The following is a 24,080-nucleotide window of genomic DNA, read 5'->3' on the forward strand; positions in this document are numbered from 1 at the left end:
CCTGAGAGTGAATGGGGGTGGCTACGGCGTGACAGGGAGTGAGGTCTGCATTCCGGGGTCGGCCAGCTTCGTGGCCAGTACCCGTCCTATTTCGGATAGTGGGCGGGGCTGGGTCATGGCCCCGTGCGTGCAGTCGATCGCGTGCACTTCGACTCGACCGGTGGCATGCGGGGACCAGACGTCGGGCGTGAGTTCACCGTCCGCCTTTTCGGCCGCCGCGGCGAAGAAGAGTATGTCGCCCATGAATTTGCCGGCGGTGATGTGATCGCTCAGATTGGCGATATCCACGAAGACTCTGAGCAGGGACGAGAATTCTTCCGCGCCGAGCCCGGCGAGAGGGCTTTCAGGGGATGCCGGGTCGTGTCCGACGGACTCGGCGACGGCACTGAGGACCTCCGGGCTGTCGTACGACAGTCGCTCGCTCTCCCAGCCGTCGGTGGGCAGATAGCTGTCCATCATGGCCAGCAGGGCGACTTCCTCGCCTTCCTCCTGGAGGCGGACCGCGAGGGCGTGAGCCACGATGCCGCCGAAGGACCAGCCCAGGAGGGAGTACGGGCCGGACGGCTGAACCGTCCGGATCTCGTTCAGATAGTCCTCGACCATCTCCTCCAGCCCGGGCGCCGGGGCGTCGGGCTCGCTGAAGGCCCGGGCCTGCAGACCGTAGAGGGGCTGTCGACGGTCCACATGGCGCAGGAGGCCGGAGTACGCCCAGCTGAGCCCGATCGCCGGATGGACACAGAACAGCGGGTTGAGGTCACCTTCGGCCCGCAGAGGGAGCAGGACCCCCAAGGAGTCCGCGGACGAGCTCCCGGGAGCCCGGTCCAGCCGCTGGACGAGGGTGGCGATGGTGGGGGCTTCGAAGAGGGCCCGTACCGGGAGTTCGATGCCGAGGGTGGTGCGGATGCGGCTGACGAGTCGGGTGGCGAGGAGGGAGTGTCCGCCGAGTTCGAAGAAGTTGTCGTCGATGCCGACCTGGGGCATGCCGAGCGTCTCGGCGAAGAGCAGGCAGAGGGTTTCCTCCTGGGGGGTGCGGGCGGTGCGTCCGGTTCCGGTGGTGGGCAGTTCGGGGGCGGGCAGGGCGCGGTAGTCGACCTTGTTGTTGGTGGTCAGGGGCAGTTGGCCGAGGACCACGTAGGTGGAGGGGACCATGTATTCCGGCAGCAGGCCGGTGGTGTGGGTGTGCAGGGCCTCGGTGTCCGGGGCGTCGGTGCCGGTCTCGGCGACGACGTAGGCCACGAGCCGCTTGTCTCCGGGCTGGTCCTCCCGGGCCGTCACTGCCACCTGCGCCAGCCCCGGGAAGCGCCCCAGTACGGCTTCGATCTCACGGAGTTCGATGCGGTAGCCGCGGATCTTGACCTGGTCGTCGGCGCGGCCCACGAAGCTCAGGAGTCCTTCGCCGGTCCAGCGGGCGAGGTCGCCGGTGCGGTACATGCGGCTGCCGGCCGGTCCGAAGGGATCGGCGACGAAGCGTTCGGCGGTCAGGTCCGGGCGTCCGAAGTACCCCCGGGCCAGGCCTGATCCGGCCAGGTACAGCTCCCCGGCCACACCTGCCGGGACCAGTGACAGGTTCTCGTCGAGGATGTGGGCGCGCATGCCGTCCAGCGGACGGCCGACGGGTATCGGCGCGGGTATCGCATCGCCCGTACGCCAGGGAGACTGACTGGCGAAGAGCGTGGTCTCGGTCGGGCCGTAGGCACCCCGCACCACCGTGTCGGGGCAGTGCTGGAGCACCCGCTGCACCGCGGTCGGGGAGATCACGTCACCGCCGGTGATCACTTCCCGTACGCCGGTGAAGCAGGTGGGGGCTTCCTCGGCCATGACCCGGAACAGGCCCGCGGTGATGTCCAGTCCGGTGATCTTCTCGTCGGTGATCAGGCGGGCCAGTTCGGCGACGCTCAGATCGCCTTCGGGGGTGATGACGGTGCGTCCGCCGTGCAGGAGCGGTATCCAGAAGGCGTAGGTCGAGGGATCGAAGGCGTACGAGGCGAGGAGCAGCACCCGCTCGTGTGCGCCGGGCACACCGAACATGCTGTCGTCGGCCAGGTCGAGGATGTCGCGGTGGGTGATGGCGACGCCCTTGGGGCGGCCCGTCGAGCCCGAGGTGTACATCACGTACGCCAACTGCTCCGGCTGGCACTCCACCCCCGGATCACTGGTGGGCAGGCCGGCAAGCGTCTCGTCCCCGTCCACGATCACGGTCACCGGGGCGGTGGGCAGGCCGCGTTGACGCATCCCCGCATCGGCGAGCAGCACGGGTGCGGACGTCTCGTCCACGATCCACTGCATCCGCTCCAGAGGGCTTGCGCTGTGCAGCGGCAGGTAGAACGCCCCCGCCTTGAGCACCGCGAGCAGGGCCGCGACCAGGTCCACCGAGCGTTCCATCAGCACCGCGACCGGCGCTTCCGGACCCACACCGAGACCCACCAGCCGGTTCGCCAGCCGGTTCGCCCGCTCGTCCAGCTCCCGGTAGGACAACTCCCGTCCCGCACACCGCACCGCCACCGCATCCGGCGACCGCACCACCTGCGCGGCGAAAGCCGCCTGCACCGAACCGGCGCCGAGCCCCTCACCGGGCTCCGCCCCCGCCCACTCCTCCAACAACCGCACACGCTCGGCCGGGGCCAGGAGGTCCGCTTCACCGATCCGGCGGTCCGGAGCGGTGCTGACCTGTGCCAGCACCCGTACCAGCTGGGAGACCAGCCGTTCGGCCGTGTCCTTCCGGAAGACGTCGGTGCTGTACTCCAGCATCCCGAGGAGCCCGGCCGGACCGTTGTCGGCCTCATGGTGCTCGCTGAGGATGAAGCCGAGATCGAACTTGGCCGTGCGGGTACTGACGATCTCTTCGGTCTCCGTCAGTACGCCGGGCAGTGAGAGCTCGTGTCCCCCGGCGCTCTGCAGGACCACCATGACCTGGAAGAGCGGATGCCAGGCCGGTGAGCGCGTCGGATTGACGGCCTCGACCACACGCTCGAACGGCACGTCCTGATGCACGTAGGCGGTCAGGGCGGTCTTGCGGACCCGTTCCAGAAGGTCCAGAAAGGTGGGGTTCCCGGAGGTGTCGTTCCTCAACACGAGCGTGTTGAGGAACAGACCGACCAGATCGTCGAGGGCCTCGTCGGTGCGTCCCGCGCTCGGAGTGCCGATCGGGATGTCCGATCCCGCACCCCATCGGCTCAGCAGGGTGGCGACGGCGGCCTGGAGCACCATGAACACCGTGGTGTTCGTGTTCCGGGCCAGGTCGACGACCGCGCGGTGCACCTCGGGGTCGATGCGGACCGGGACCATGTCGCCGCGGTAGCTGGCCACCTGCGGCCGGGGGTGGTCGAAGGGCAGGTCGAGCTGGTCCGGGATGCCGTCCAACGCCTTGGTCCAGAAGGCCAGTTGCTTGTTCACCAGTGCGTCGGGGTCGTCCTCCGCGCCGAGGAGCTCACGCTGCCACAGCGTGTAGTCCGCGTACTGCACCGGCAGCGCCGGCCACGAGGGCGCGAGCCCCTGGAGCCGGGCCCGGAACGCGACCTCCAGGTCACGCACCAGCGGCCCCACCGAGGCGCCGTCGCTGGCGATGTGGTGCATGAGCAGCAACAGCACCCGGTCCGTCGGGCCGACGGTGAACAACGTGGCTCTGACCGGAGGTTCGGCGGACAGGTCGAAGACGGACTGCCCTGCCGCGCGCAGCAGAACGGGCAACTCGTCCGCGCCGCAGTCGGCACGGTGCAGCGGCAGATCGACGGCATCCGCGCCCAGCACGACCTGGACCGGGTCTCCGTCGATCTCCTGGAACACCGTCCGCAGGCTCTCGTGCCGCGCCACCACATCGTTCAGCGCCCGTTCGAGGACCTCCGCGTCCAGGTCACCGGTGATCCGGAACGCCACCGGAACGTTGTAGGTGGCACTCGCCCCTTCCAGCTCGTTCAGGAACCACAGCCGGTTCTGCGCCGGCGACAGCGGCACCGACTCCGGGCGCTCCATCACCGTCAACGCGGGCCTGGCCGAATCCGCCTTCGCGACCAGAGCCGTCAGGGCGGCGACCGTCGGGGCCTCGAACAGGGTCCGCACCGGCAGCTCGACCCCCAGGACCGACCGGATGCGGCTGATCAGCCGGGCCGCCAGCAGGGAATGCCCGCCCAGCTCGAAGAAGCTGTCGTCGATGCCCACCGTCGGCGCGCCCAGGACCTCCGCGAACAGCCCGCACAGGATCTCCTCCTGGGGAGTGCGCGCACCACGACCGCCCGCCTCCGCCTCGTACACGGGCGCGGGCAGCGCACGCCGGTCCAGCTTGCCGTTGGCGGTCAACGGCAGCCGGTCCAGCACCACGAACGCCGAAGGAACCATGAACTCCGGCAACGACGCGCCGACATGAACGCGCAGGGTGTCCGCGCCCACCGCGCCGCTACCGGGCTCGGCCACCACATAGCCCACCAGGCTCTTGTCGCCCGGCAGGTCCTCCCGCACCACCACCGCGACCTGCGACACCGCCGGATGACGGCCCAGTACGGCCTCGATCTCGCCCAGTTCGATGCGGAAGCCGCGGATCTTGACCTGGTCGTCGACCCGGGCCACGAACTCCAACTGGCCGTCACGCCACCGCACCAGGTCGCCGGTGCGGTACATGCGGCCGCCGGCCGGTCCGAAGGGATCGGCGACGAACCGCTCCGCCGTCAGCCCCGGACGACGCAGGTATCCGCGGGCCAGGCCGTCACCGGCGATGTACAGCTCGCCCGGCACCCCTCGGGGTGTCAGCCGCAGCCGCTCGTCCAGGACGTACACCCGGGTGCCCCGCACCGGTGCTCCGATGGGGGTGGCCGCGGACGGGCCGGTGCCGGACAGCGGCTCGCTGGCCGTCGCCGAGATCGTCGACTCGGTGGGCCCGTAGAGGTTCAGCATCCGCCGTCCGGCCGCCCAGCGCGTGGTCAGCGCAGGGGGGCACGCCTCGCCGCCGACGCTCAGCAAACGCAGGTCGGGGAAGCTCCGGGCCGGCAGGGTGGCGAGCACGCTGGGAGGCATGTCGGCACAGGAGATCCGGCGCTGCTCCAGATAGTCGCCGAGGGCGTCCCCGACCAGGGGGCCGGGCGCGGGGACGACGAGGGTCGCGCCGAAGCAGAACGCCCGGAGGAAGTCCTCCACCGCCATGTCGAAGCTGATCGAGGCCAGCTGCAGGACCCGGTCGCCCGGCCGGACCCGGTACTTCTCCGCCAGCGTGGCGGCCAGCGCGCGGATACCGCGGTGGGTGACGGCCACGCCCTTGGGGGTGCCGGTGGAGCCCGACGTGTAGACGGTGTACGCGAGGTGGTCGGGCCGGAGGCGAGCGGTCCGCACGGCATCCGTGGGATCGGTGCCGTCGAGTCCGGCCAGGACCGCCGGGTCGTCGAGGACCAGGGTCTCCGGGCCGCCCTGCGGGAGGCGCCCGGCAACCTCCCGGCTCGTGAGCACACGGACCGGGGCGGCGTCCCGCAGCATGAAGGCGATACGGTCCACCGGGTATCCCGGATCGACGGGGAGGAAAGCGGCACCGGCCTTCAGGACGCCCAGCAGCGCCGCCACCATCTCCACCGACCGGGGCACGGCCAGCGCCACCAGTTGCTCGGAGCCGACGCCCTGCCCGATCAGCCAGTGGGCCACCTGGTTGGCCCGCGTGTTCAGCTCGGCGTAGGTGAGGACGACGCCCTCGTGCTCCAGCGCGGGCGCGTCGGGGCGGAGCGCCGCCTGCTCCTGGAACAGGTCGGTGAAGAACCGGTGTTCAGGAGCCGGATCCCCCGCCCCCTCGGCGAGCAGTTCGCTCCGCTCGGCCGGGGAGAGCAGTTCGGCGGCGTCGATCGGCAGGTCGGGGTGCTCGGCGACGGCCGCCAGCAGCCGCCGGAGACCCTCGGTGAACCGCTCAGCGGTGGTCGTGTCGGACAGATCGGTGCGGAACTCCAGGAAGCCGTCGAGTCCCGCGGGCGCTCCGGCGCCGTCGGTGACCTCGTAGAAGTTGAACGTCAGATCGAAGCTGGTCACGTCCCTGGTGAGGTCCTCGGTGACGGCCGAGAGACCGGGCAGGTCGAATGCGGGAGCCGCGTTGCTGTGCAACGCCAGCATCACCTGGAAGAGGGGGTGGCGGGCGAGTGAGCGTTGGGGGTTGATGGCTTCTACGAGTCGTTCGAAGGGGATGTCCTGGTGGGAGTAGGCGGCGAGGTCGGTTTCGCGGGTGCGGGCGAGGAGTTCGCGGAAGGTGGGGTTTCCGGAGGTGTCGTTGCGTAGGACGAGGGTGTTGACGAAGAAGCCGACGAGGTCGTCGAGTGCTTCGTCGGTGCGTCCGGCGACGGGGGTTCCCAGGGGGATGTCGGTGCCGGCGCCGAGTCGGTCGAGGAGGGTGGCGAGTGCGGCTTGGAGCACCATGAACAGGGTGGTGTCGGTGTTCTGGGCGAGGGTGAGCAGTGCGTGGTGGAGTTCGGCGTCGATGGTGATGGGGACGGTGTCGCCGTGGTGGTCGGCGGCTTTGGGCCGGGGGCGGTCGAAGGGGAGCTCGAGCTGGTCGGGGATGCCGTCCAGGGTCTCTTTCCAGTAGGCGAGTTGCCTGCTGGCCAGGGAGTGGAGGTCCTCCTCCGCGCCGAGGAGCTCGCGCAGCCAGAGGGTGTAGTCGGCGTACTGCACCGGCAACGGCGACCACACCGGCGCCGTACCCGCACACCGTGCGGCGTAGGCGACGCTGATGTCCCGGGCCAGCGGAGCCAACGACCAGCCGTCGCTGCCGATGTGATGCTGCACCAGAAGCAGTACGTGATGGCCCGGACCGGTGGTGAACAGACGGGCCCGGAGCGGCAGATCGACAGTGACGTCGAAGACCGTGCCACCGGCGGCACGCAGCGCCGCCTCCAGGTCCCCGGCCTCGACCTCCTCCACCGGTAGCTCGATGCGGACCTGGCCGGGCTCCAGAATGCGCTGCCGGGGCTGCCCGTCGACCTCCGGGAAGACCGTCCGCAGGCTCTCGTGCCGGCCGATCACATCAGCGATCGCCGCGCCCAGCGCTGCTCGGTCGAGGTCCCCCGTAAGCCGTACCGCGAGGGGCAGGACGTATGTGGCACGTGTCCTCTCCAGCGTGTTGAGGAACCAGAGGCCGTTCTGCGCGGGGGACAGCGGGATCCGCTCCGGGCGCTCCATCGCGGTCAACGCGGTCCTGGCCGCGTTCGCCTCCGCCACCCGGTCGGTGAGGACGGCGACGGTGGGAGCCTCGAAGAGGGCCCGCACCGGGAGTTCGACGCCGAGGGCGGTGCGGATACGGCTGACGAGGCGGGTGGCGAGGAGGGAGTGCCCGCCCAGCTCGAAGAAGTGGTCGTCGATGCCGACCTCGGGCACACCCAGGATCTCGGCGAAGAGCCGGCAGAGGGTTTCCTCCCGGGAGGTGCGGGGGGCGCGTCCGGTTCCGGTGGCGGGCAGTTCGGGGGCGGGCAGGGCCCGTCGGTCCAGCTTGCCGTTGGTGGTCAGCGGGAGCCGGTCGAGGACCACGAACGCGGAGGGGACCATGTACTCCGGCAGCACGCCGGTCAGGTGCCCGCGCAGGCTCTCGACGTCCACCTCGCCGCCGCTGTCCGGCTCGGCGACGACGTACGCCACGAGCCGTTTGTCCCCGGGCTGGTCCTCCCGGGCGATGACCGTGACCTGCGCCAGTCCCGGGACGCGGCCCAGCGCCGTCTCTACCTCGCCGAGTTCGATGCGGAACCCGCGGATCTTGATCTGGTCGTCGGCGCGGCCCACGAAGTCCAGGAGTCCTTCGCCAGTCCAGCGGGCGAGGTCGCCGGTGCGGTACATGCGGCTGCCGGCCGGTCCGAAGGGATCGGCGACGAACCGTTCGGCGGTCAGGTCCGGGCGTCCGAAGTACCCCCGGGCCAGGCCTGATCCGGCCAGATACAGCTCGCCCGCCACACCCTCCGGAACCTGCGACAGGTTCTCGTCGAGGATGTGGGCGCGCATGCCGTCCAGCGGACGGCCGACGGGTATCGGCGCGGGTATCGCATCGCCCGCGCGCCAAGGGGCCTGGCCGGCGAAGAGGGTGGTCTCGGTCGGGCCGTACGTCGATCGGACCACGGTGTCGGGGCAGTGCTGGAGCACGCGTCGGACGGCGGTCGGGGAGATCACGTCACCGCCGGTGATCACTTCCCGTACCCCGGTGAAGCAGGTGGGGGCCTCCTCGGCCATCACCCGGAACAGCCCCGCCGTGACCTGGAGACCGGTGATCTCCTCGTCGGCGATCAGACGGGCCAGCGTCGCCACACTCAGATCACCCTCCGGCGTGACGACCGTCCGCCCACCGTGCAGCAACGGCACCCACAGTTCATAGGTCGAGGGATCGAACGCGTACGGAGCCACCATCAGCACCCGCTCGTGTGCGCCGGGCACACCGAACATGCTGTCCACGGTCAGATCGAGGACATCGCGGTGGGTGACCGCGACGCCCTTGGGGCGGCCCGTGGAACCCGAGGTGTACATCACGTACGCCAACTGCTCGGGTAGGCAGTCCACCTTCGGATCGTCGACCGGCAGGCCGGCAAGCTCAGCGTCCTCGTCGACGATTACGGTCACGGGGGCGGTGGGCAGGCCGCGTTGACGCATCCCCGTGTCGGCGAGCAGGACGGGTGCGGACGTCTCGTCCACGATCCACTGCATCCGCTCCAGAGGGCTGGCGCTGTGCAGCGGCAGATAGAACGCCCCCGCCTTGAGCACCGCCAGCAGGGCCGCGACCAGGTCCACCGAGCGTTCCATCAGCACCGCGACCGGCGCTTCCGGACCCACACCGAGGTCGACCAGCCGGTGCGCGAGCCGGTTCGCCCGCTCGTCCAGCTCCCGGTAGGACAACTCCCGCCCGGCACACCGCACCGCCACCGCATGCGGCGACCGCTGCACCTGCGCGGCGAAAGCCGCCTGCACCGACGGACCACCGATCAACGCCGCGCCCGACCCGAACGACCGACCTTCAGCGCCAACAACAGCATGTGCAGCACGCATTACCCATCACTCTCTTTCCGGGAGCGGCCGCAGCTCATCCGCTCAACCTCTGACTGTTCAGGTCCTGGAGCCGCTCGCCCAACTCCTGCGCGAACTCGGTCCAGGTCTCCGCGTACTGGCGGGCCAGGTGCGTCACCAGGCCGCCGGAGTGCGGCGGTACCGCGTCGGCCAGATCGGCCCACATGCTCTGCCCTATGGCGTTGTGCTGCAGCAGGCGCAGCAGGTGGCGTCCCGATTCCCGCTGGCGCAGGGCGGGGTCACGGCACAGCTTCTCCAGCACCGCCGCAGGGTCCGCCTGCGGCGGCTGTGACAGCTGCACCGCTGAACTGTCCACCGAGGCGGGCGGCGAGGTTGACCGCTCCCGCGCCGTTGTGGTGGTGCCGATGACATCCCGAGGATCCGGCTTCCCACCCGTGCCGCCGGGGTCCTGGCCTGCCGCCAGGCGTTTGCGGACGTCGCTCACCGTCATGGGCGAGACCCCCGCGATCCGCGCCACCTCGCGCAGCGAGGCCTGCGGATGCTCCGCCAGGACCTCGGCCGCCCGCTGCCGGCCCTCCAGGCTGTTCAGCGGTCGGACCCGGCCGTCCCTGCCGACCCGCATGTTCTCCTGGGGTCCGGCGCCCGAACGCCGCCGGATCGCCGCCACGGTCTTGGCGCCGAGCCCCGAGGCCCGGGCGATGGATCGGTCGGACAGGTGCGGATGCGTTGCCACGATCCGTTCCGCGGCCGCGCACCGATCGGCCTGGGAGAGGGGAAGCCCGTGCGTGACGTTGGCCTCGACGGCGCGCAGGAAGGCGTCGTCGGCGCTCCCGTCGAAGAAGCGTACGGAGATGGCCTGTTGACCCCGCAGTCGTGCGGCCGCGAGGCGGTGCCTGCCGTCGATGACCCGCATGGTGCGGCGGTCCACCAGGATGGGCGGAAGCTGCTCCTCGGTCTCGGCCATGCCGACGATGTGTTCCTCGTCCTCGCCCGCGGAGCGGGGTGACTCGCCGGCTGTCAGGGCGTCGATGGGAACCTCGGCACACCGCGGCTCGCGCGGTTCCGCTCCGGACCCGGTCGGTCGGATCAGGCTCTCGGGTCGGGGGTCTGCTGTCGGTGCGTCCGTCGTTCTCACTGCGGCGGCCTCCGGAGGTCGGCACCGGTGCACTCGGTGACAGCCCATCCGACCAGCGGCGGGGCCTGTCCCAGCGTGCGTTGCATGAGCCGGTCGACCTGCTCCTCGGCGTGGGCCAGGTCGTGTGCTTTGACGAAGACGACGATGCTCAGGTATTCGTCGTCCCGTGCCACCGTCAGGTGCTCCAAGCAGTCCTGCGGCAGGGCGGCCGCCCAGATCATGCTTTCGACCGAAGCGGCGGTGGAGACAAGTCCCCCGGCCGGCGGGGGCGGGGCGATGCGGACGACTACGGGGACCATGGCGGTGCCTCCTGCTCGGCCGCTCCGGCGGGCATGGAGCCGACGGTGACGTGGGTCGGTCCGGCTCCGCGGGGCACCTGCCTCTCGGTCTCACCGGCGCTGACGAAAGGTGCCGGAAGACCGAGGGCGACGGCAGCGGCGGCACGAGGCATGGCGGTGCTCCTGAAGGGAGAGGCGTGGGTCGATCGCCGGGCAGTCGGCTCTTTCGGCGGCCGTTTCCCGGTGGCGATGGAGAAAGCTTCCCTCTCCACGCACCCCGCTCGTAAGGACTTGGGGCTGGCAGGAAACATCTGGGCCGCATGGTGCCAATCGCCGGGACCTGCGAACATCGTCGGCCAGCGCGTTCATGAGGTTGGCACGCACCGGCCAGGACCCAAGCGGCCAATCCTCCGACCGACCCCCGGCCTGACCCCCGGCCCGCCCCCCCCGCAACGGTGGCACGGTCACGGCGCCGGACCGGTCCCCTCGCACCGCGCACCGTGCGGACCTGTCCATCTGCGGCGGTGCCGCAGATGGACGCTCCTTCCGGCCCGGCAGGCTTTCCGGCCGGCGAGTGCCTCGGGTGCGCACCGGTCGTTGGACGCGGCTGACAGCGGGTTGGAATTCTCCGACAGGGCGTGCAAACCTCGCTCCAGAAGGCCGCCGGGTCACTCGAACAGGGTGACCGTGCCGCAGAGTGATGAGCCCGACGCAGGTTCTTCCTGTGGGCCATCGAGTCCGGATCGTGCAAGATCCTGAGATCTTTCCTCTTTGCTCTGCTGATTCTTCATGCCTTCAGCACGTCACGGATGAGCAACTTCCTGTGCGGTTGCACGGAACAGAAGGAGCGAGGTCATGACCAATCCTTTCGAGAATCCCGAGGCGGAATACCTCGTACTGATCAACGAAGAGAAGCAGTACTCGCTCTGGCCGAAGTTCGCCGAGGCGCCGGCCGGCTGGACAGTCGTTCATGACAGCGATCGCGCCTCATGCATCGAGTACATCAACGCGAACTGGACGGATATGCGGCCGAACAGCCTCGTCCAGCAGATGCACACCACGGCGTGAACCCGCGTCACCTCGGAACCCCAGCTCCTGTCCGCACAGCCGACCGGGATAGTGAGGAAAATGACTAATTCGAACACGTCCGTATTCGACGGACTCTTCGTCGATCATGTCGAGTTCTATGTGCACGACACAGCGGTGGCCGCAGCGCAGTTCGAGAACAACTACGGATTCAACAGCTACGGATTCAACAGCCACGGATCCTCCGGGTCGGCGGAATCCGCCACGCCCATCCGTTCGGTGGCGCTCGGCAAGAATCAGATCCGGCTGGTGCTCACGTCGGCGCAGGGCGCCGACCACCCCGCGGCGGCCTATGTCGCGCAGCATGGTGACGGGGTGGCCAACATCGCGCTCACCACGCCCGACGTCAGGGAACTGTTCGCCGAGGCGGTGCGCCGGGGTGCCGCGGCGGTGGCGGAACCGACCGAGCGGGACGGGCTGACAACCGCCTCGATCCGCGGGTTCGGGGATGTGATCCACACCTTCGTGGAGCGTCCGGCCGGCAGCGACGTACGGGCACTTCCCGGCTTCTCGCCGATTCCCCCGACCGACGCGCGGTTCGACAGCGGGCTCGGCGAGATCGATCACTTCGCCGTCTGCCTGGAAGCCGGCCAGCTCGGGCCCACCGTGGAGTTCTACGAAAAGGTCCTGGACTTCCAGATGATCTTCGAAGAGCGCATTCTGGTGGGCAGTCAGGCAATGGACTCCAAGGTGGTCCAGAGCCGCTCCGGTGCTGTCACGCTCACCTTGATCGAACCCGATACCTCGCTGGAGCCCGGGCAGATAGACGGGTTTCTGAAGAATCACGGCGGGGCCGGCGTCCAGCACATCGCCTTCACCGCGGACAGCATTGTGGAGTCGGTGGGTCTGCTCAAGTCGCAGGGCGTGTCCTTCCTCAGCACTCCGGACGCCTATTACCGGCTGCTCTCCGTCGACCTGGCCAAGTACTCCGTCTCCGAGATGAAGGAAAGGGACATCCTGGTCGACGAGGACCACGACGGCCAGCTGTTCCAGATCTTCACTTCCTCGGTCCACCCGAAGCGCACGTTCTTCATGGAAGTCATTGAGCGCATGGGCGCCCGAACCTTCGGGAGCGGGAACATCAAGGCGCTCTACGAAGCAGTCGAACGGCAGCGGGCCGAAGCGGGGGAGTGAAGGAAATGGCACAGCGGTCCGGGGCACAGGCCGACGGAACGGAAACGCGACCCGTGTGCGTGGACGACCTGCGACAGTCGGCCGCCGCACGGTTGGCGCCGGCGGTATGGGATTTCATCGCCGGAGGCAGCGGTACGGAATCCACCCTGGACGCCAACCGGGCCGCACTGGACAGCGTGTCAGTGGTGCCCCGGGTGTTGGCAGGCATCAAGAAGACCGACACCGGTGCGCGGCTGCTGGGCACTTCGGCCGCACTGCCTCTCGCGGTCGCGCCGATGGCGTACCAGTGTCTGCTGCACCCGGAAGGTGAACGCGCCGCCGCGGAGGGCGCTCTGGCGGCGCGGGTGCCCTTCGTGGTGAGCACGATCAGCAGCCGCTCGCTGGAGGAGATCGCCGAGGTCGGCGCGGACCTGTGGTTCCAGCTGTACTGGCTGCACGACCGCGGACGGATGGTCGAGCTGATGCGCCGCGCCGAGCAGGTCGGGTGCCAGGCGCTGATGGTGACCGTGGACGTCCCGGTCATGGGCCGCCGACTGCGCGACCTGCGCAACGAGTTCACGCTCCCCTCCGGGATCCGCAGTGCCAACCTGGAGCCCGACAGCCTCTCCGCGGCACACGCGCACCGGCCCAGCGAGTCGGCCGTGGCCGCGCACACGAGCATCGCCTTCGACCCCACGTTCAGCTGGTCCGACGTGGAATGGATCCGCGAACAGACCCGGCTCCCCTTGGTGATCAAAGGAATTCTCGATCCCCGGGACGCGGAACGGGCCGTCCGGCTCGGGGCCGACGCCGTGGTGGTTTCCAACCACGGTGGACGCCAGTTGGACGGTGCTCCCGCCAGCATCACCGCACTGCCGTGGGTGGTCGGCTCGGTGGGCGGGCAGTGCCAGGTCCTGATGGACAGCGGCGTCCGCAGCGGCACCGACATCCTGCGGGCACTGGCGCTCGGCGCCGACGGGGTCCTGATCGGGCGTCCGGTGCTGTGGGGACTGAGCACAGCCGGGGCGCGGGGAGTCGCTCAGGTGCTTTCCATCCTTCGGACGGAACTCGAGGACGCCCTTCTCCTGGCTGGCTGCGCCGATCCGGCAGCCGCACGAACCTTGCGCACGCTCGTCGCCGGAACGCGGGGCTGACAGCGCGTTGATGGATGTGCGTTCCCCTGAAAGAACTATGGAAGGAGATATGCCATGCAGGACAAGAACGACCACGAGTTCGATGTCGTTGTCGTCGGTGGTGGGCCGGGCGGTTCCACCGCGTCCACTCTGGTGGCCATGCAGGGGCACCGCGTTCTGCTCCTGGAGAAGGAGGAGTTCCCCCGGTATCAGATCGGAGAGTCCCTGCTGCCTTCGACGGTGCATGGCATCTGCAGACTCCTCGGTGTCTCGGACGCGTTGGAGAAGGCCGCGTTCATGCCCAAACGCGGCGGCACCTTCCGATGGGGGAGCAGCCCCGAGCCGTGGACGTTCTCCTTCTCCGTCTCCGAGACCTTCTCCGGCCCGACCTCGCTGGCCTACCAGGTCGAGCGGATGAAGTTCGACCAGATTCTCCTCGACAACGCACGGGACAAGGGCGTCGAGGTCCGTGAGAAGAGCTCCGTGGTGGACGTCATCGAGGAGGACGGCCGCGTCTGCGGCGTGCTCTACGCCGACGCCGACGGAGTGCGGCACGAGGTGCGCAGCCGCTTCGTCGTGGACGCCTCGGGCAACAAGAGCCGCATCCAGAGCCGGATCGGCGGCAGCCGGCACTACTCGGACTTCTTCAAGAACATCGCGCTCTTCGGGTATTTCGAGGGCGGAAAGCGGCTTCCCGCACCCAACTCCGGCAACATCCTCTGCGCCGCCTTCGACGCCGGCTGGTTCTGGTACATCCCGCTCACCGACCAGCTGACCAGCGTGGGCGTCGTACTGCGGCGCGAGTCCCTGGACCGGGTGCAGGGGGACCGGGAAAAGGCCCTGATGGGCCTGATCGAGGAATGCCCGCTCATCGCGGAATACCTGACCGACGCACGCCGGGTGGAGAGCGGACCCTACGGCGAGGTCCGGGTCCGCAAGGACTACTCGTACTGCCAGGAGAAGTTCTGGCGCCCCGGCATGGCCCTGGTGGGCGACGCGGCGTGCTTCATCGATCCGGTCTTCTCCTCCGGCGTGCACCTCGCCACCTACAGCGGCCTGCTGGCCGCCCGCTCCATCAACTCGGTGCTGAGCGGGGAGTTCGACGAGACGAAGTGCTTCGAGGAGTACGAGGCACGGTACCGGCACGAGTACTCGCTCTTCCATGACTTCCTGGTGGCGTTCTACGACATGCACCGGGACGAGGACTCCTATTTCTGGTCCGCGAAGAAGGTCACGAACAGCTCGGCACCCGGACTCGAGTCCTTTGTCGAACTGGTCGGAGGCGGAGCTTCGCACGAAGGCGCACTGGTCAACGCCGCTTCCTACGCGAAGCCGCGCGAGTCCACGTTCCGGGAGTTCTCCGAGCTGGCCGACCAGCCGGCCGGCGAGAGCGGAACGGACCGCGATCTGTTCGATTCGACGCTCGTCCAGTCCGTCCTGGACGAGGGGGCCAAGATCCAGCTCCATGCCGCGCTGGGAGAGGTCGTCGACGAGGAAGGCCCGATACGCGACGGCGGCCTCGTGCCGTCCGCCGACGGAATGCACTGGGCGGAGTTCCGCTACTGACCTTTCCGCTGCCGGCCTTTCCACGTCGTCGGCGGTCGCAGGGACGACGACGGCCGCACGAGGCCGTGGTGGCCGGGGGACGTCCAGAGCCTGATGGGGGTAACGGTGATACGAACGATGGCCGTGGTCGGCACGGGTCTGATCGGCACATCGATCGGCTTGGCGGTGAGCCGGCACGGGGTGAAGGTGCAACTGCTCGACAAGGAGGAAGTGGCCGCCCGCACGGCTGCCGCGCTGGGCGCGGGAGTGGTGGGCGCCTCGGACGAACCGGTCGACCTGGCGGTGATCGCCGTACCGCCGAGCGCGGTCGGCGATGTGCTCGCGAAGCTGCAGGCGCGAGGGCTGGCCCGGACCTACACCGACGTCGCCAGCGTGAAGGCGCAACTGGCGGGGGAGGTCCAGCAGTCCGCGGCGACGCCCTCCAGTTACGTGGGTGGGCATCCCCTCGCCGCCCGTGAGCAGTGCGGTCCGCTGGCTGCCCGGGCGGATCTGTTCGAGGACCGGTCCTGGGTCCTGACGCCCTCGGAGACGACCTCCCAGGACGCGATGAACCGGGTGCTCGAAATGATCGCGATGTGCGGGGCCGTCCCGGTGATCATGGACGGCCGCGCCCACGACGAAGCGGTGGCGTTGACCTCGCACGCCCCGCATGTGGTGGCCAGCCTCATGGCCGCGCGCATCCAGCACGGCTCGCGGGAATCGTTTCGGCTCGCGGGGCAGGGGCTGCACGACGTGACGCGGATGGCCGTCAGGGACACCGGGCTCTGGAGCGACATCCTGCGGGCCAACGCACCGGCGGTCGCGGGCGTGCTCCGCGGGCTCAGGGACGACCTGACGACCCTGCTGACCACGCTCGACGACGTATCCGACGTATCCGACGTATCCGACGTATCCGATGCACCGCGGGACGACGGGAGCCGGAGCCTGGCGCCGATGGTCGACGTGCTGAACAGGGGAGCCGCCGGCCTGGCGGCGATCCGGGGATGGCAGGCCGCGGACCGGCAGGCGCACGTGGAGGTCCAGGTAGCGGAGGGCCCTGGACAGCTGATCCGCCTGCTGGACGCACTCAAGGCACTTCACGTGGAGGCGGAGGACGTGGTGCCGCGCTACTCCACGGAGGAAGGAAGCCTGGCCATCACGTTCGCCGTGCCGGCGGTGCACGCCGGCCAGATCGTCCTGGAGCTGGGGCGGGCCGGCTGGAGCGCCGAATCCGTCGCCCCGGTTCCCGGCGTGCCCTGTTCGGCCCGTATCTGAACGGCCCGTATCTGAACGACCCGCATCTGAACGACCCGTACGACCCGCCTATTTCTGGGTTCATCTCGTCGGCCACACGGCCTGACGTTCACAGCATCGAGACTGCGGATGGAGACAGGTGAATGTACGCACAAGAAGACGCCCTTACTGAACCTCTTCGCGTGGCCATCATCGGCACGGGAAAAATCGGCTGCGACCTGCTGCTCAAGGTTTTGGCCTCGCCCCATCTCCGGTGTGAACTGTTCGCCGGCCGGCGTGCCAGCTCGCCGGGTATCGAGCTCGCCGTTTCCCGCGGAATCCCGACGACCGCCGGTGGAATCGACGCTGTCGCCGAGGCCGCGGACCGGATCGACCTGGTCTTCGACGCGACGTCGGCCCAGGACGCGGTCCACAACTGGAAGATTCTCGAAGGTCTGGGAATTCCGGTCGTCGACCTCACACCGGCGCATCTCGGTAGGTTCTGCGTTCCGGCCCTCAACCTCGAGGACTGCCTGACCGAGCAGAACGTGAGCATGGTGACCTGCGGCGGACAGGCCGCGGTGCCCATCGCGCGCTGCTTCAGCGAGGCCTCCGAAGGCCCCCTGGAATACCTGGAGATCGCCACGGCCAGCTCGTCGGCGAGTGTCGGTCCCGCGACGCGGGCGAACATCGACGAGTACGCCTTCACCACCCAGCAGGCCACGCATGAATTCTCCCGGGTGGAAACCGCCAAGACGATTCTCATCATCAACCCCGCGGAACCGGGGATCGTCATGCGGAACACCATCGCGGTGCCGGCCTCCGAAGACATCGACATGGAAGCGCTGCGCGTCTCGGTCGATCACATGGAGAAGCGGATCAATTCCTATGTGCCCGGCTATCGCGTGGTCGTTCCGCCGGTAGCCGTCGGCGATCGCATCATGGTGACCATCGAAGTGGAAGGGCTCGGTGACTGGTTGCCGCGTTACGCCGGGAACTTGGACGTCATCACCTGTGCGGCAGTGGCTGTCGCCGAAGGACGAGCGGAGGCACGTCGATGAGTACACACGCCGATCGGCAACTCAAGATCTGTGACACGACCCTGCGGGACGGAAATCACGCCGTATCGCATCAGCTGGGTCATGCGGACATCGTCTCCTATGCGAAGGCCGCCGAACTGGCGGGGGCCGACCTCCTCGAGGTCGGGCACGGCAACGGACTCGGCGCCTCGTCCATCCAGATCGGCCGTGCCGCGCTGACGGACGCGCAGATGCTCACCGCCGCGCGCGACCAACTGCGGCAGACGCGGCTCGGTGTCCTGTCCATCCCGGGGATCGCGACGGTCGAGGGCGATCTCAAGCCCGCGCTCGACTGCGGGGTCGACGAGGTCAGGGTCGGCGCCCACTGCACGGAGGCGGACGTGACCCGCCAGCAGATCACCATGCTCCGTGAGCTGGGCGTCACCGTCAAAGGCCTGCTGCTGATGAGCCACATGGCGTCGACCAGGACGCTCCTGGAGCAGGCGCGGCTCATGCAGGGGTACGGAGCACACGCGGTCATCCTGATGGACTCGGCGGGCGCCTACACCCCGACCGCCGTCGACGAGAAGGTCGGCGCGCTGGTCGAGGGGCTCGACATCGAGGTCGGCTTCCACGGCCACAACAACCTCGGCCTGTCGGTGATGAACAGCATGGCCGCCGTCAAGGCCGGCGCGACCATCGTGGATGTCACGGCGCGCGGCTTCGGCGCCGGGGCCGGCAACGCGCCGCTCGAACTGATCGCCGCGAACCTGCACCTGGAACAGATCGAGACCAAGCTCCAGCTGTTCGCCGCACTCGATGCGGGCGATCTCGCGGAATCCACCTTCGTCAAGCGCATTCCGACCAACGACAGCGTCACCATCACGAGCGGAATCGCCGGTGTCTTCTCCGGATTCTCCGCCCCCACCCGCCGTGCCGCGGAGCGCTTCCAGGTGGACCCCCGGCACATCGTGATGGAGCTGGGCCGCAGGGGCGTCGTCGCCGGCCAGGAAGACACCATCATCGAAGTGGCGATGGAGCTCGCCGAAAAGAATTCCCTGCTCGACGTGGCGTGACGACCGGTTCGAAACAAGGAGGAGTAAAGGTGAACTTGCATTCTGCACAAGAGGTCGGAGCGGATATCGCGGCGGTGGCCGCACTGCTCCAGATAGGCGCCGAGATCGGCGTGGACCAGGTGCTGGATTCGGGCCGCACATTCGGTGTCCCGGAGCTGGCCGAGGTGACAGGTCTTCCGCAGGAAGGCCTCCAGGAATACGTGCACGCACTGTCGGCCGCCGGGCTGCTCGTCGCCGAGGGCGGAGAGGGCGGAGAGGGCGGAGAGGGCCTGTACCGCGCCTCCGACGACTACCCGGACTGGCGGCATCAGGCCGGCTACCTGTCCTGGGCGCTGACCGCCAACAGCCCGTTCCTGCAGAACGCGCGAGCCTTCCTCTCCGACGGCGAGTCCGCCGCCGACACCTATCACCGTGACGGGCGCCGCGTGGCGGTCAGCTCGCGCTGGATCGGGGACCGGGCCTTCTACCCCGCCGTCGTCGAACGGGTCGTGGCCGCCGATGCGAAGCACGTCGTCGACCTCGGTGCGGGCGCGGCCGGCCTGCTCATCGGCCTTCTCGCGCAGGACGACCGGCGTTCCGGTGTCGCGCTCGACCTGAGCGCGGGCGCCTGTGCCGCGGCCCGAGAGGCCGCGGGCCGAGCCGGCGTGGACGATCGGCTGCGGGTCGTCGAGCGGTCGGTCGAGTCCCTGATCGCCGATCCCGGCCCGCTCGAAGGGGCGGACGTCATCCAGGCATGTTTCGTCATGCACGACGTCCTGCAGGACGAAGCCGTCTTCGACGACGTGCTGCGCACCTGCCGCAAGGCTCTCGCGCCCGGCGGCCTCCTGGCCGTGGTCGACGCGGTCTCGTACGGCCAGGAGGACCGCGAGCGCAAGTTCAGTGCTCTCTTCACCTACCTGCACGCGAATTTCATGGGAGTCGCTCTGCCCACGGAGGACCAGTGGGTCGAGAAGTTCCGCAGCGCCGGCTTCTCGCATGTCGATTGCGTGTCGGGACTCATGCCGGGCGGCCGGCTGTTCCTGGCGACCAAATAACTTCTCGAGGTCTGAATGGAGGCGAGCCGAGTTGGGAAAGTTGCGGCAGTCATCTGCGCAGCACCCAACTCGGCCACGAGATATGCTTCATGCTCCGCACGCCGTTCATGAACACATAGCCGGCGAACTTTGGAACGCGAAGAACGCATGCAAGGCGATACCGCCGATCTCCGACCGGTATCCGGAGTTCACCGCGCAGGACGCCTACGCTGTCCAGCGTTGTCTTCGTGCCCTTGAAGACAAGAACGGTGCGGTGCATGCCGGATACAAGATCGGCGCCACCAGCGTCGCCATCCAGCAGATGTTCGGCGTCGATCAACCGGATTTCGGTTTTCTGACCGAGGACATGCTCCTCCCCGACGGCGCCCGCCTCGATACCGGACGGTTCATCTCGCCCAAGGTGGAGGGCGAGATCGCCTTCCGGATCGGCGCCGACCTCTCCGACCCCCGTACGACGGCCGCCGACGTACTGGCCGTCACCACCGAGGTCTACCCGGCGCTTGAGGTACTCGACAGCCGGATCGAGAACTGGGACATCGCGTGGGTGGACACCGTCGCGGACAACGCTTCGTCGGCCATGGCCGTCGTGGGCGCAGCCGTTCCCTTCGACGGGCGCGACCTTGCCGCCGAGACGATGGTGTTCGAGTCGGGTGACTCCGTTCAGACGGCGAAGGGTTCGGCCGTGCTGGGGCATCCGGCGGAGTCCGTGGCGTGTCTGGTGCGCATGTTGGCCTCCTTCGGCGCGGGCATCGGCGCCGGCGACCTGGTCCTGACCGGATCGCTGGCCGCAGCGGTTGATCTCGAGGCGGGCGCCACCGTCAGGGCGTCGTTCGGGTCCTTGGGATCCGTGTCCCTTTCCGCTTTGAGCGGCCGGGTTCTTCAGTAGCTCTCTTTCGGAAGTAGGTGATGGGTAATGCGTGCTGCGAGTGCTGTTGTTGTTGGTGCTGAGGGTCGGTCGTTCGGGTCGGGCGCGGCGTTGATCGGTGGTTCGGTGCAGGCGGCTTTCGCCGCGCAGGTGGTGCGGTCGCCGGATGCGGTGGCGGTGCGGTGTGCGGGGCGGGAGGTGTCGTACCGGGAGCTGGATGAGCGGGCGAACCGGGTGGCGCATCGGCTGGTGGGTCTGGGGGTGGGTCCGGAGGCGCCGGTGGCGGTGCTGATGGAACGCTCGGTGGATCTGGTGGTGGCGCTGCTGGGGGTGTTGAAGGCGGGGGCGTTCTATCTGCCGCTGCACAGTGCCAGCCCCTTGGAGCGGATGCAGTGGATCGTGGACGAGACGTCCGCACCCGTCCTGCTCGCCGACACGGGGATGCGTCAACGCGGCCTGCCCACCGCCCCCGTGACCGTGATCGTCGACGAGGACGAGACGCTTGCCGTCCTGCCCACCAACGATCCGGGGGTGGACTGCCGACCCGAGCAACTGGCGTACGTGATGTACACCTCGGGCTCCACGGGCCGCCCCAAGGGCGTCGCGGTCACCCACCGCGACGTCCTCGACCTGGCCGACGACAGCATGTTCGGTGTGCCGGGCGCGCACGAGCGGGTGCTGATGGTGGCTCCGTACGCGTTCGATCCCTCGACCTATGAACTGTGGGTGCCGTTGCTGCACGGTGGGCGGACGGTCGTCACGCCGGAGGGTGATCTGAGTGTGGCGACGCTGGCCCGGCTGATCGCCGACGAGGAGATCACCGGTCTCCAGGTCACGGCGGGTCTGTTCCGGGTGATGGCCGAGGAGGCCCCCACCTGCTTCGCGGGAGTGCGTGAGGTGATCACCGGCGGTGACGTGATCTCCCCGACCGCCGTCCGACGCGTCCTGGAACACTGCCCCGACACGGTGGTGCGGGGCGCCTACGGCCCCACCGAGACCACGCTCTTCGCCAGTCAGGCCCCTTGGCGCGCGGGCGATGCGATACCCGCGCCGATACCCGTCGGCCGTCCGCTGGACGGCATGCGGGCCCACATCCTCGACGAGAACCTGTCGCAGGTTCTGGAGGGTGTGGCGGGCGAGCTGTATCTGGCGGGATCGGGCCTGGCCCGGGGGTACTTCGGACGCCCGGACCTGACCGCCGAACGCTTCGTCGCCGATCCCTTCGGTCCGGCCGGCAGCCGTATGTATCGCACCGGTGACCTGGCCCGCTGGACCGGTGACGGGCTGCTGGACTTCGTGGGCCGCGCCGACGACCAGGTCAAGATCCGCGGCTACCGCATCGAACTCGGCGAGGTCGAAGCGGTTCTGGACCGCTTCCCGGGGCTGGCGCAGGTGGCAGTGACGGCCCGGGAGGACCAGCCCGGGGACAAGCGGCTCGTGGCCTACGTCGTCGCCGAGACCGGCACCGACGCCCCGGACACCGAGGCCCTGCACACCCACACCACCGGCCTGCTGCCGGAATACATGGTCCCCTCCACCTACGTGGTCCTCGGCCAACTGCCCCTGACCACCAACGGCAAGGTCGACTACCGCGCCCTGCCCGCCCCCGACCAGCCGACGACCGGAACCGGGCGCGGTCCGCGCACCCCGCGCGAGGAGATCCTGTGCGGCCTCTTCGCCGAGATCCTGGGCGTGCCCGAGGTCGGTATCGACGACAACTTCTTCGAGCTCGGCGGACACTCCCTCCTCGCCACCCGCCTCGTCAGCCGCATCCGGGCGATCCTGGGCGTGAAGCTCTCGATCCGCAGCCTGCTCAACACGCCCACCGTGGCCGCTCTGTCGAACCTGGGCCAGGCGGACAGCGAGCAGCAGGACAGCGCACTGGAGCACGTGCTGAACCTGCGGCCGGCCGGCAGCCGTGCGCCGCTGTTCTGCGTGCACCCCGGAGGCGGCATGGCCTGGTGCTATGCCGGACTGCTGCGCTACGCCCCGAAGGAGCACCCGGTGTACGGGCTCCAGGCGCGCGGGCTGGCCGTGGACGAGCCGCTCCCCGCGGATATGGACGAGCTGATCGAGGACTACCTCGGCCGGATCCGGGCGGTCCAGCCGTCCGGACCGTACGCCCTCCTGGGCTGGTCCTTCGGCGGCAAGGTCGCCCACACCCTGGCGGCCCGTCTCCAGCAGGAGGGCGAGGAGGTGTCCCTGCTGGCTGTGCTCGATGCCGGCACCGGAGGGCACGCCGGCGCGGACCGTATGCGCAGTCAGCGCGATCTGCTGGAACTGGCCTTCGACGGAATCGGGGCCTTCCACGCCGAAGCGGGCGACGAGCCGATCGAGATGCGGCGCATTCTCGAGATCCTCAAGTCCCACGGCGGAACCCTGGCCAGCCTCGGGGAACGGACTGTCGCCGCTCTCATCGACATCACGGCGAACAATCTCGCGATCAGCCGGGCGGCGCCGTCCGAGTACTTCGACGGCGACATGCTTTTCATCGAGGCGGCCGGGCCGGACGGTGCGTCCACCGGACTCGCGGAGGTCTGGGAGCCGTACGTCAGCGGCCGCATCGCCAAGCACGTCACTCCTTTCGAGCATATGCAGGTGATGAGCGCGGATGCGCTTGCGGACATCGCTCCTGTTCTGGCTCGAGCACTGAGAAGCAGTTCTGACACAAGGAAACAGGCGAGGAGCCGATGATGTCCGTCCAACCGACGCCCAACAGGTCGAGGCTGCACCGAGGGCGGGTGCTGCGCGTCGCATGGGTGACCCCGAACATGGCCAGGGTCGTGCTCGGCGGTGAGGGCCTGCGGGAATTCACCGCCGGGCAGTACACCGATCACTACATCAAACTGATCTTCCCTCTGGAGGGCGTGCGGTACCCCGAACCGTTCGACATCTCGGCCATTCGCCGGGACTTCCCGCGAGACCAGTGGCCCAAGACCCGGACGTACACGGTCCGTGGGTGGGACCCGGATGCCGTCGAGTTGTCCGTGGACTTCGTCTGCCACGGTGAGAGCGGTCTGGCCGGCCCCTGGGCCGCGAGCGTGAAGCCCGGGGAAGAGATCTACTTCATCGGTCCCGGTGGAGGTTATTCGCCCGGCGCGGAGGCCGACTGGCATCTGCTCATCGGGGACGAGAGCGCCTTGCCCGCGATCGGGGCCTCCCTGGAGGCCATGCCGGCGGGCGCGGTCGCCAAGGCGTTCATCGAGGTCTCCGGTCCGGAAGAGGAGCAGGAGATCCGGACGCCGGCCGATGCCGAGATCATCTGGCTGCACCGCGGGGAGCGCCAGATCGGCGTCGCGCTTCACGAGGCCGTCGCCGCGTGGGAATTCCCGGCGGGAACGGTGCACGCCTTTGTCCACGGTGAGGCGCACTTCGTGAAGGCGCTGCGGCATCACCTGCGGACGGAACGCGGCCTGGCGCGCGATCAGCTGTCCATTTCCGGCTATTGGCGTCGCGGTGCGGACGAGGACGGCTGGCAGTCCACGAAATCCGAGTGGAACCGAGACGTGGACGACCCGGTGCCGACGTAGTTCTCGGCCCCTTCCCCCCCAGCACATTCATCTTGCCGAGCCGACCAACAGTCGGAGCCGACCAACAGTCGCGCG

Annotated in this window: 14 protein-coding genes; 11 read left to right on the top strand and 3 right to left on the bottom strand. The window is 68.9% G+C overall.

The genetic code is table 11. The features are described 5' to 3' along the window. Window positions 1-21: 21 nt before the first annotated feature. From ACIQPT_RS13015 to ACIQPT_RS13025, 3 genes are all read right to left on the bottom strand, one after another. The gene (locus ACIQPT_RS13015; protein ID WP_401155435.1) at window positions 22-8,901 is read right to left on the bottom strand and encodes an amino acid adenylation domain-containing protein; all 8,880 of its coding nucleotides are present in this window, start codon (window positions 8,899-8,901) and stop codon (window positions 22-24) included. A 112-nt stretch (window positions 8,902-9,013) separates the two neighbouring features. Beyond that, window positions 9,014-10,126 carry a ParB N-terminal domain-containing protein gene (locus ACIQPT_RS13020; protein WP_401155437.1) on the bottom strand — a complete coding sequence of 371 codons (1,113 nt, stop codon included), beginning with the start codon at window positions 10,124-10,126 and terminating at the stop codon, window positions 9,014-9,016. Further along, a complete protein-coding gene (locus ACIQPT_RS13025) occupies window positions 10,090-10,392 on the bottom strand; it encodes a hypothetical protein (RefSeq protein WP_401155438.1) in 303 nt (100 codons plus the stop codon). Before ACIQPT_RS13025 ends, ACIQPT_RS13020 begins: the two co-directional genes overlap by 37 nt. Before the next feature lie 834 nt (window positions 10,393-11,226). On the opposite strand from ACIQPT_RS13025, the gene ACIQPT_RS13030 reads away from it, so the two are divergent. The 11 genes from ACIQPT_RS13030 to ACIQPT_RS13080 all read left to right on the top strand — a co-directional run bounded on the left by ACIQPT_RS13030 (window position 11,227) and on the right by ACIQPT_RS13080 (window position 24,005). Then, window positions 11,227-11,439, top strand: a complete 213-nt coding sequence (locus ACIQPT_RS13030; RefSeq protein ID WP_401155440.1) for an MbtH family protein — start codon at window positions 11,227-11,229, stop codon at window positions 11,437-11,439. 135 nt (window positions 11,440-11,574) lie between these two features. Then, window positions 11,575-12,591 carry a 4-hydroxyphenylpyruvate dioxygenase gene (gene hppD, locus ACIQPT_RS13035; RefSeq protein WP_401155441.1) on the top strand — a complete coding sequence of 339 codons (1,017 nt, stop codon included), beginning with the start codon at window positions 11,575-11,577 and terminating at the stop codon, window positions 12,589-12,591. Between the two features lie 5 nt (window positions 12,592-12,596). Continuing rightward, complete coding sequence (locus ACIQPT_RS13040; protein ID WP_401155443.1) at window positions 12,597-13,724, top strand: alpha-hydroxy acid oxidase; 1,128 nt, start codon at window positions 12,597-12,599, stop codon at window positions 13,722-13,724. A gap of 54 nt (window positions 13,725-13,778) precedes the next feature. Continuing rightward, the gene (locus tag ACIQPT_RS13045; RefSeq protein WP_401155445.1) at window positions 13,779-15,269 is read left to right on the top strand and encodes a tryptophan 7-halogenase; all 1,491 of its coding nucleotides are present in this window, start codon (window positions 13,779-13,781) and stop codon (window positions 15,267-15,269) included. Window positions 15,270-15,374: 105 nt separating this feature from the next. Next, window positions 15,375-16,523 carry a prephenate dehydrogenase gene (locus ACIQPT_RS13050; RefSeq protein WP_401155447.1) on the top strand — a complete coding sequence of 383 codons (1,149 nt, stop codon included), beginning with the start codon at window positions 15,375-15,377 and terminating at the stop codon, window positions 16,521-16,523. Window positions 16,524-16,684: 161 nt separating this feature from the next. Continuing rightward, the gene (locus ACIQPT_RS13055; protein ID WP_401155449.1) at window positions 16,685-17,542 is read left to right on the top strand and encodes an acetaldehyde dehydrogenase (acetylating); all 858 of its coding nucleotides are present in this window, start codon (window positions 16,685-16,687) and stop codon (window positions 17,540-17,542) included. Further along, window positions 17,539-18,576: a 4-hydroxy-2-oxovalerate aldolase gene (gene dmpG, locus ACIQPT_RS13060; RefSeq protein WP_401155450.1), complete on the top strand. Its 1,038-nt coding sequence runs from the start codon at window positions 17,539-17,541 to the stop codon at window positions 18,574-18,576. The genes ACIQPT_RS13055 and dmpG overlap by 4 nt, the downstream gene beginning before the upstream one ends. Window positions 18,577-18,605: 29 nt before the next feature. After that, window positions 18,606-19,610 (top strand): SAM-dependent methyltransferase, encoded by a 1,005-nt coding sequence (locus tag ACIQPT_RS13065; RefSeq protein WP_401155451.1) that lies wholly within the window; start codon window positions 18,606-18,608, stop codon window positions 19,608-19,610. A gap of 82 nt (window positions 19,611-19,692) precedes the next feature. Then, window positions 19,693-20,496, top strand: coding sequence for a 2-keto-4-pentenoate hydratase (locus ACIQPT_RS13070; protein WP_401155453.1), 804 nt, complete (start codon window positions 19,693-19,695; stop codon window positions 20,494-20,496). Window positions 20,497-20,601: 105 nt separating this feature from the next. Beyond that, window positions 20,602-23,169, top strand: coding sequence for an amino acid adenylation domain-containing protein (locus ACIQPT_RS13075; protein ID WP_401155454.1), 2,568 nt, complete (start codon window positions 20,602-20,604; stop codon window positions 23,167-23,169). Then, a complete protein-coding gene (locus tag ACIQPT_RS13080) occupies window positions 23,169-24,005 on the top strand; it encodes a siderophore-interacting protein (protein ID WP_401155455.1) in 837 nt (278 codons plus the stop codon). The genes ACIQPT_RS13075 and ACIQPT_RS13080 overlap by 1 nt, the downstream gene beginning before the upstream one ends. Window positions 24,006-24,080: the final 75 nt, after the last annotated feature.

The organism is Streptomyces sp. NPDC091289, from assembly GCF_044757365.1.
GTDB lineage: Bacteria > Actinomycetota > Actinomycetes > Streptomycetales > Streptomycetaceae > Streptomyces.

Excerpts from the sequence above, each read along its gene's own strand:
- ACIQPT_RS13025 (WP_401155438.1), bottom strand. The coding sequence starts at position 10,392 with ATGGTCCCCGTAGTCGTCCGCATCGCCCCGCCCCCGCCGGCCGGGGGA.
- ACIQPT_RS13030 (WP_401155440.1), top strand. The coding sequence starts at position 11,227 with ATGACCAATCCTTTCGAGAATCCCGAGGCGGAATACCTCGTACTGATC.
- ACIQPT_RS13040 (WP_401155443.1), top strand. The coding sequence starts at position 12,597 with ATGGCACAGCGGTCCGGGGCACAGGCCGACGGAACGGAAACGCGACCC.
- ACIQPT_RS13045 (WP_401155445.1), top strand. The coding sequence starts at position 13,779 with ATGCAGGACAAGAACGACCACGAGTTCGATGTCGTTGTCGTCGGTGGT.
- dmpG (WP_401155450.1), top strand. The coding sequence starts at position 17,539 with ATGAGTACACACGCCGATCGGCAACTCAAGATCTGTGACACGACCCTG.
- ACIQPT_RS13070 (WP_401155453.1), top strand. The coding sequence starts at position 19,693 with ATGCTTCATGCTCCGCACGCCGTTCATGAACACATAGCCGGCGAACTT.
- ACIQPT_RS13080 (WP_401155455.1), top strand. The coding sequence starts at position 23,169 with ATGTCCGTCCAACCGACGCCCAACAGGTCGAGGCTGCACCGAGGGCGG.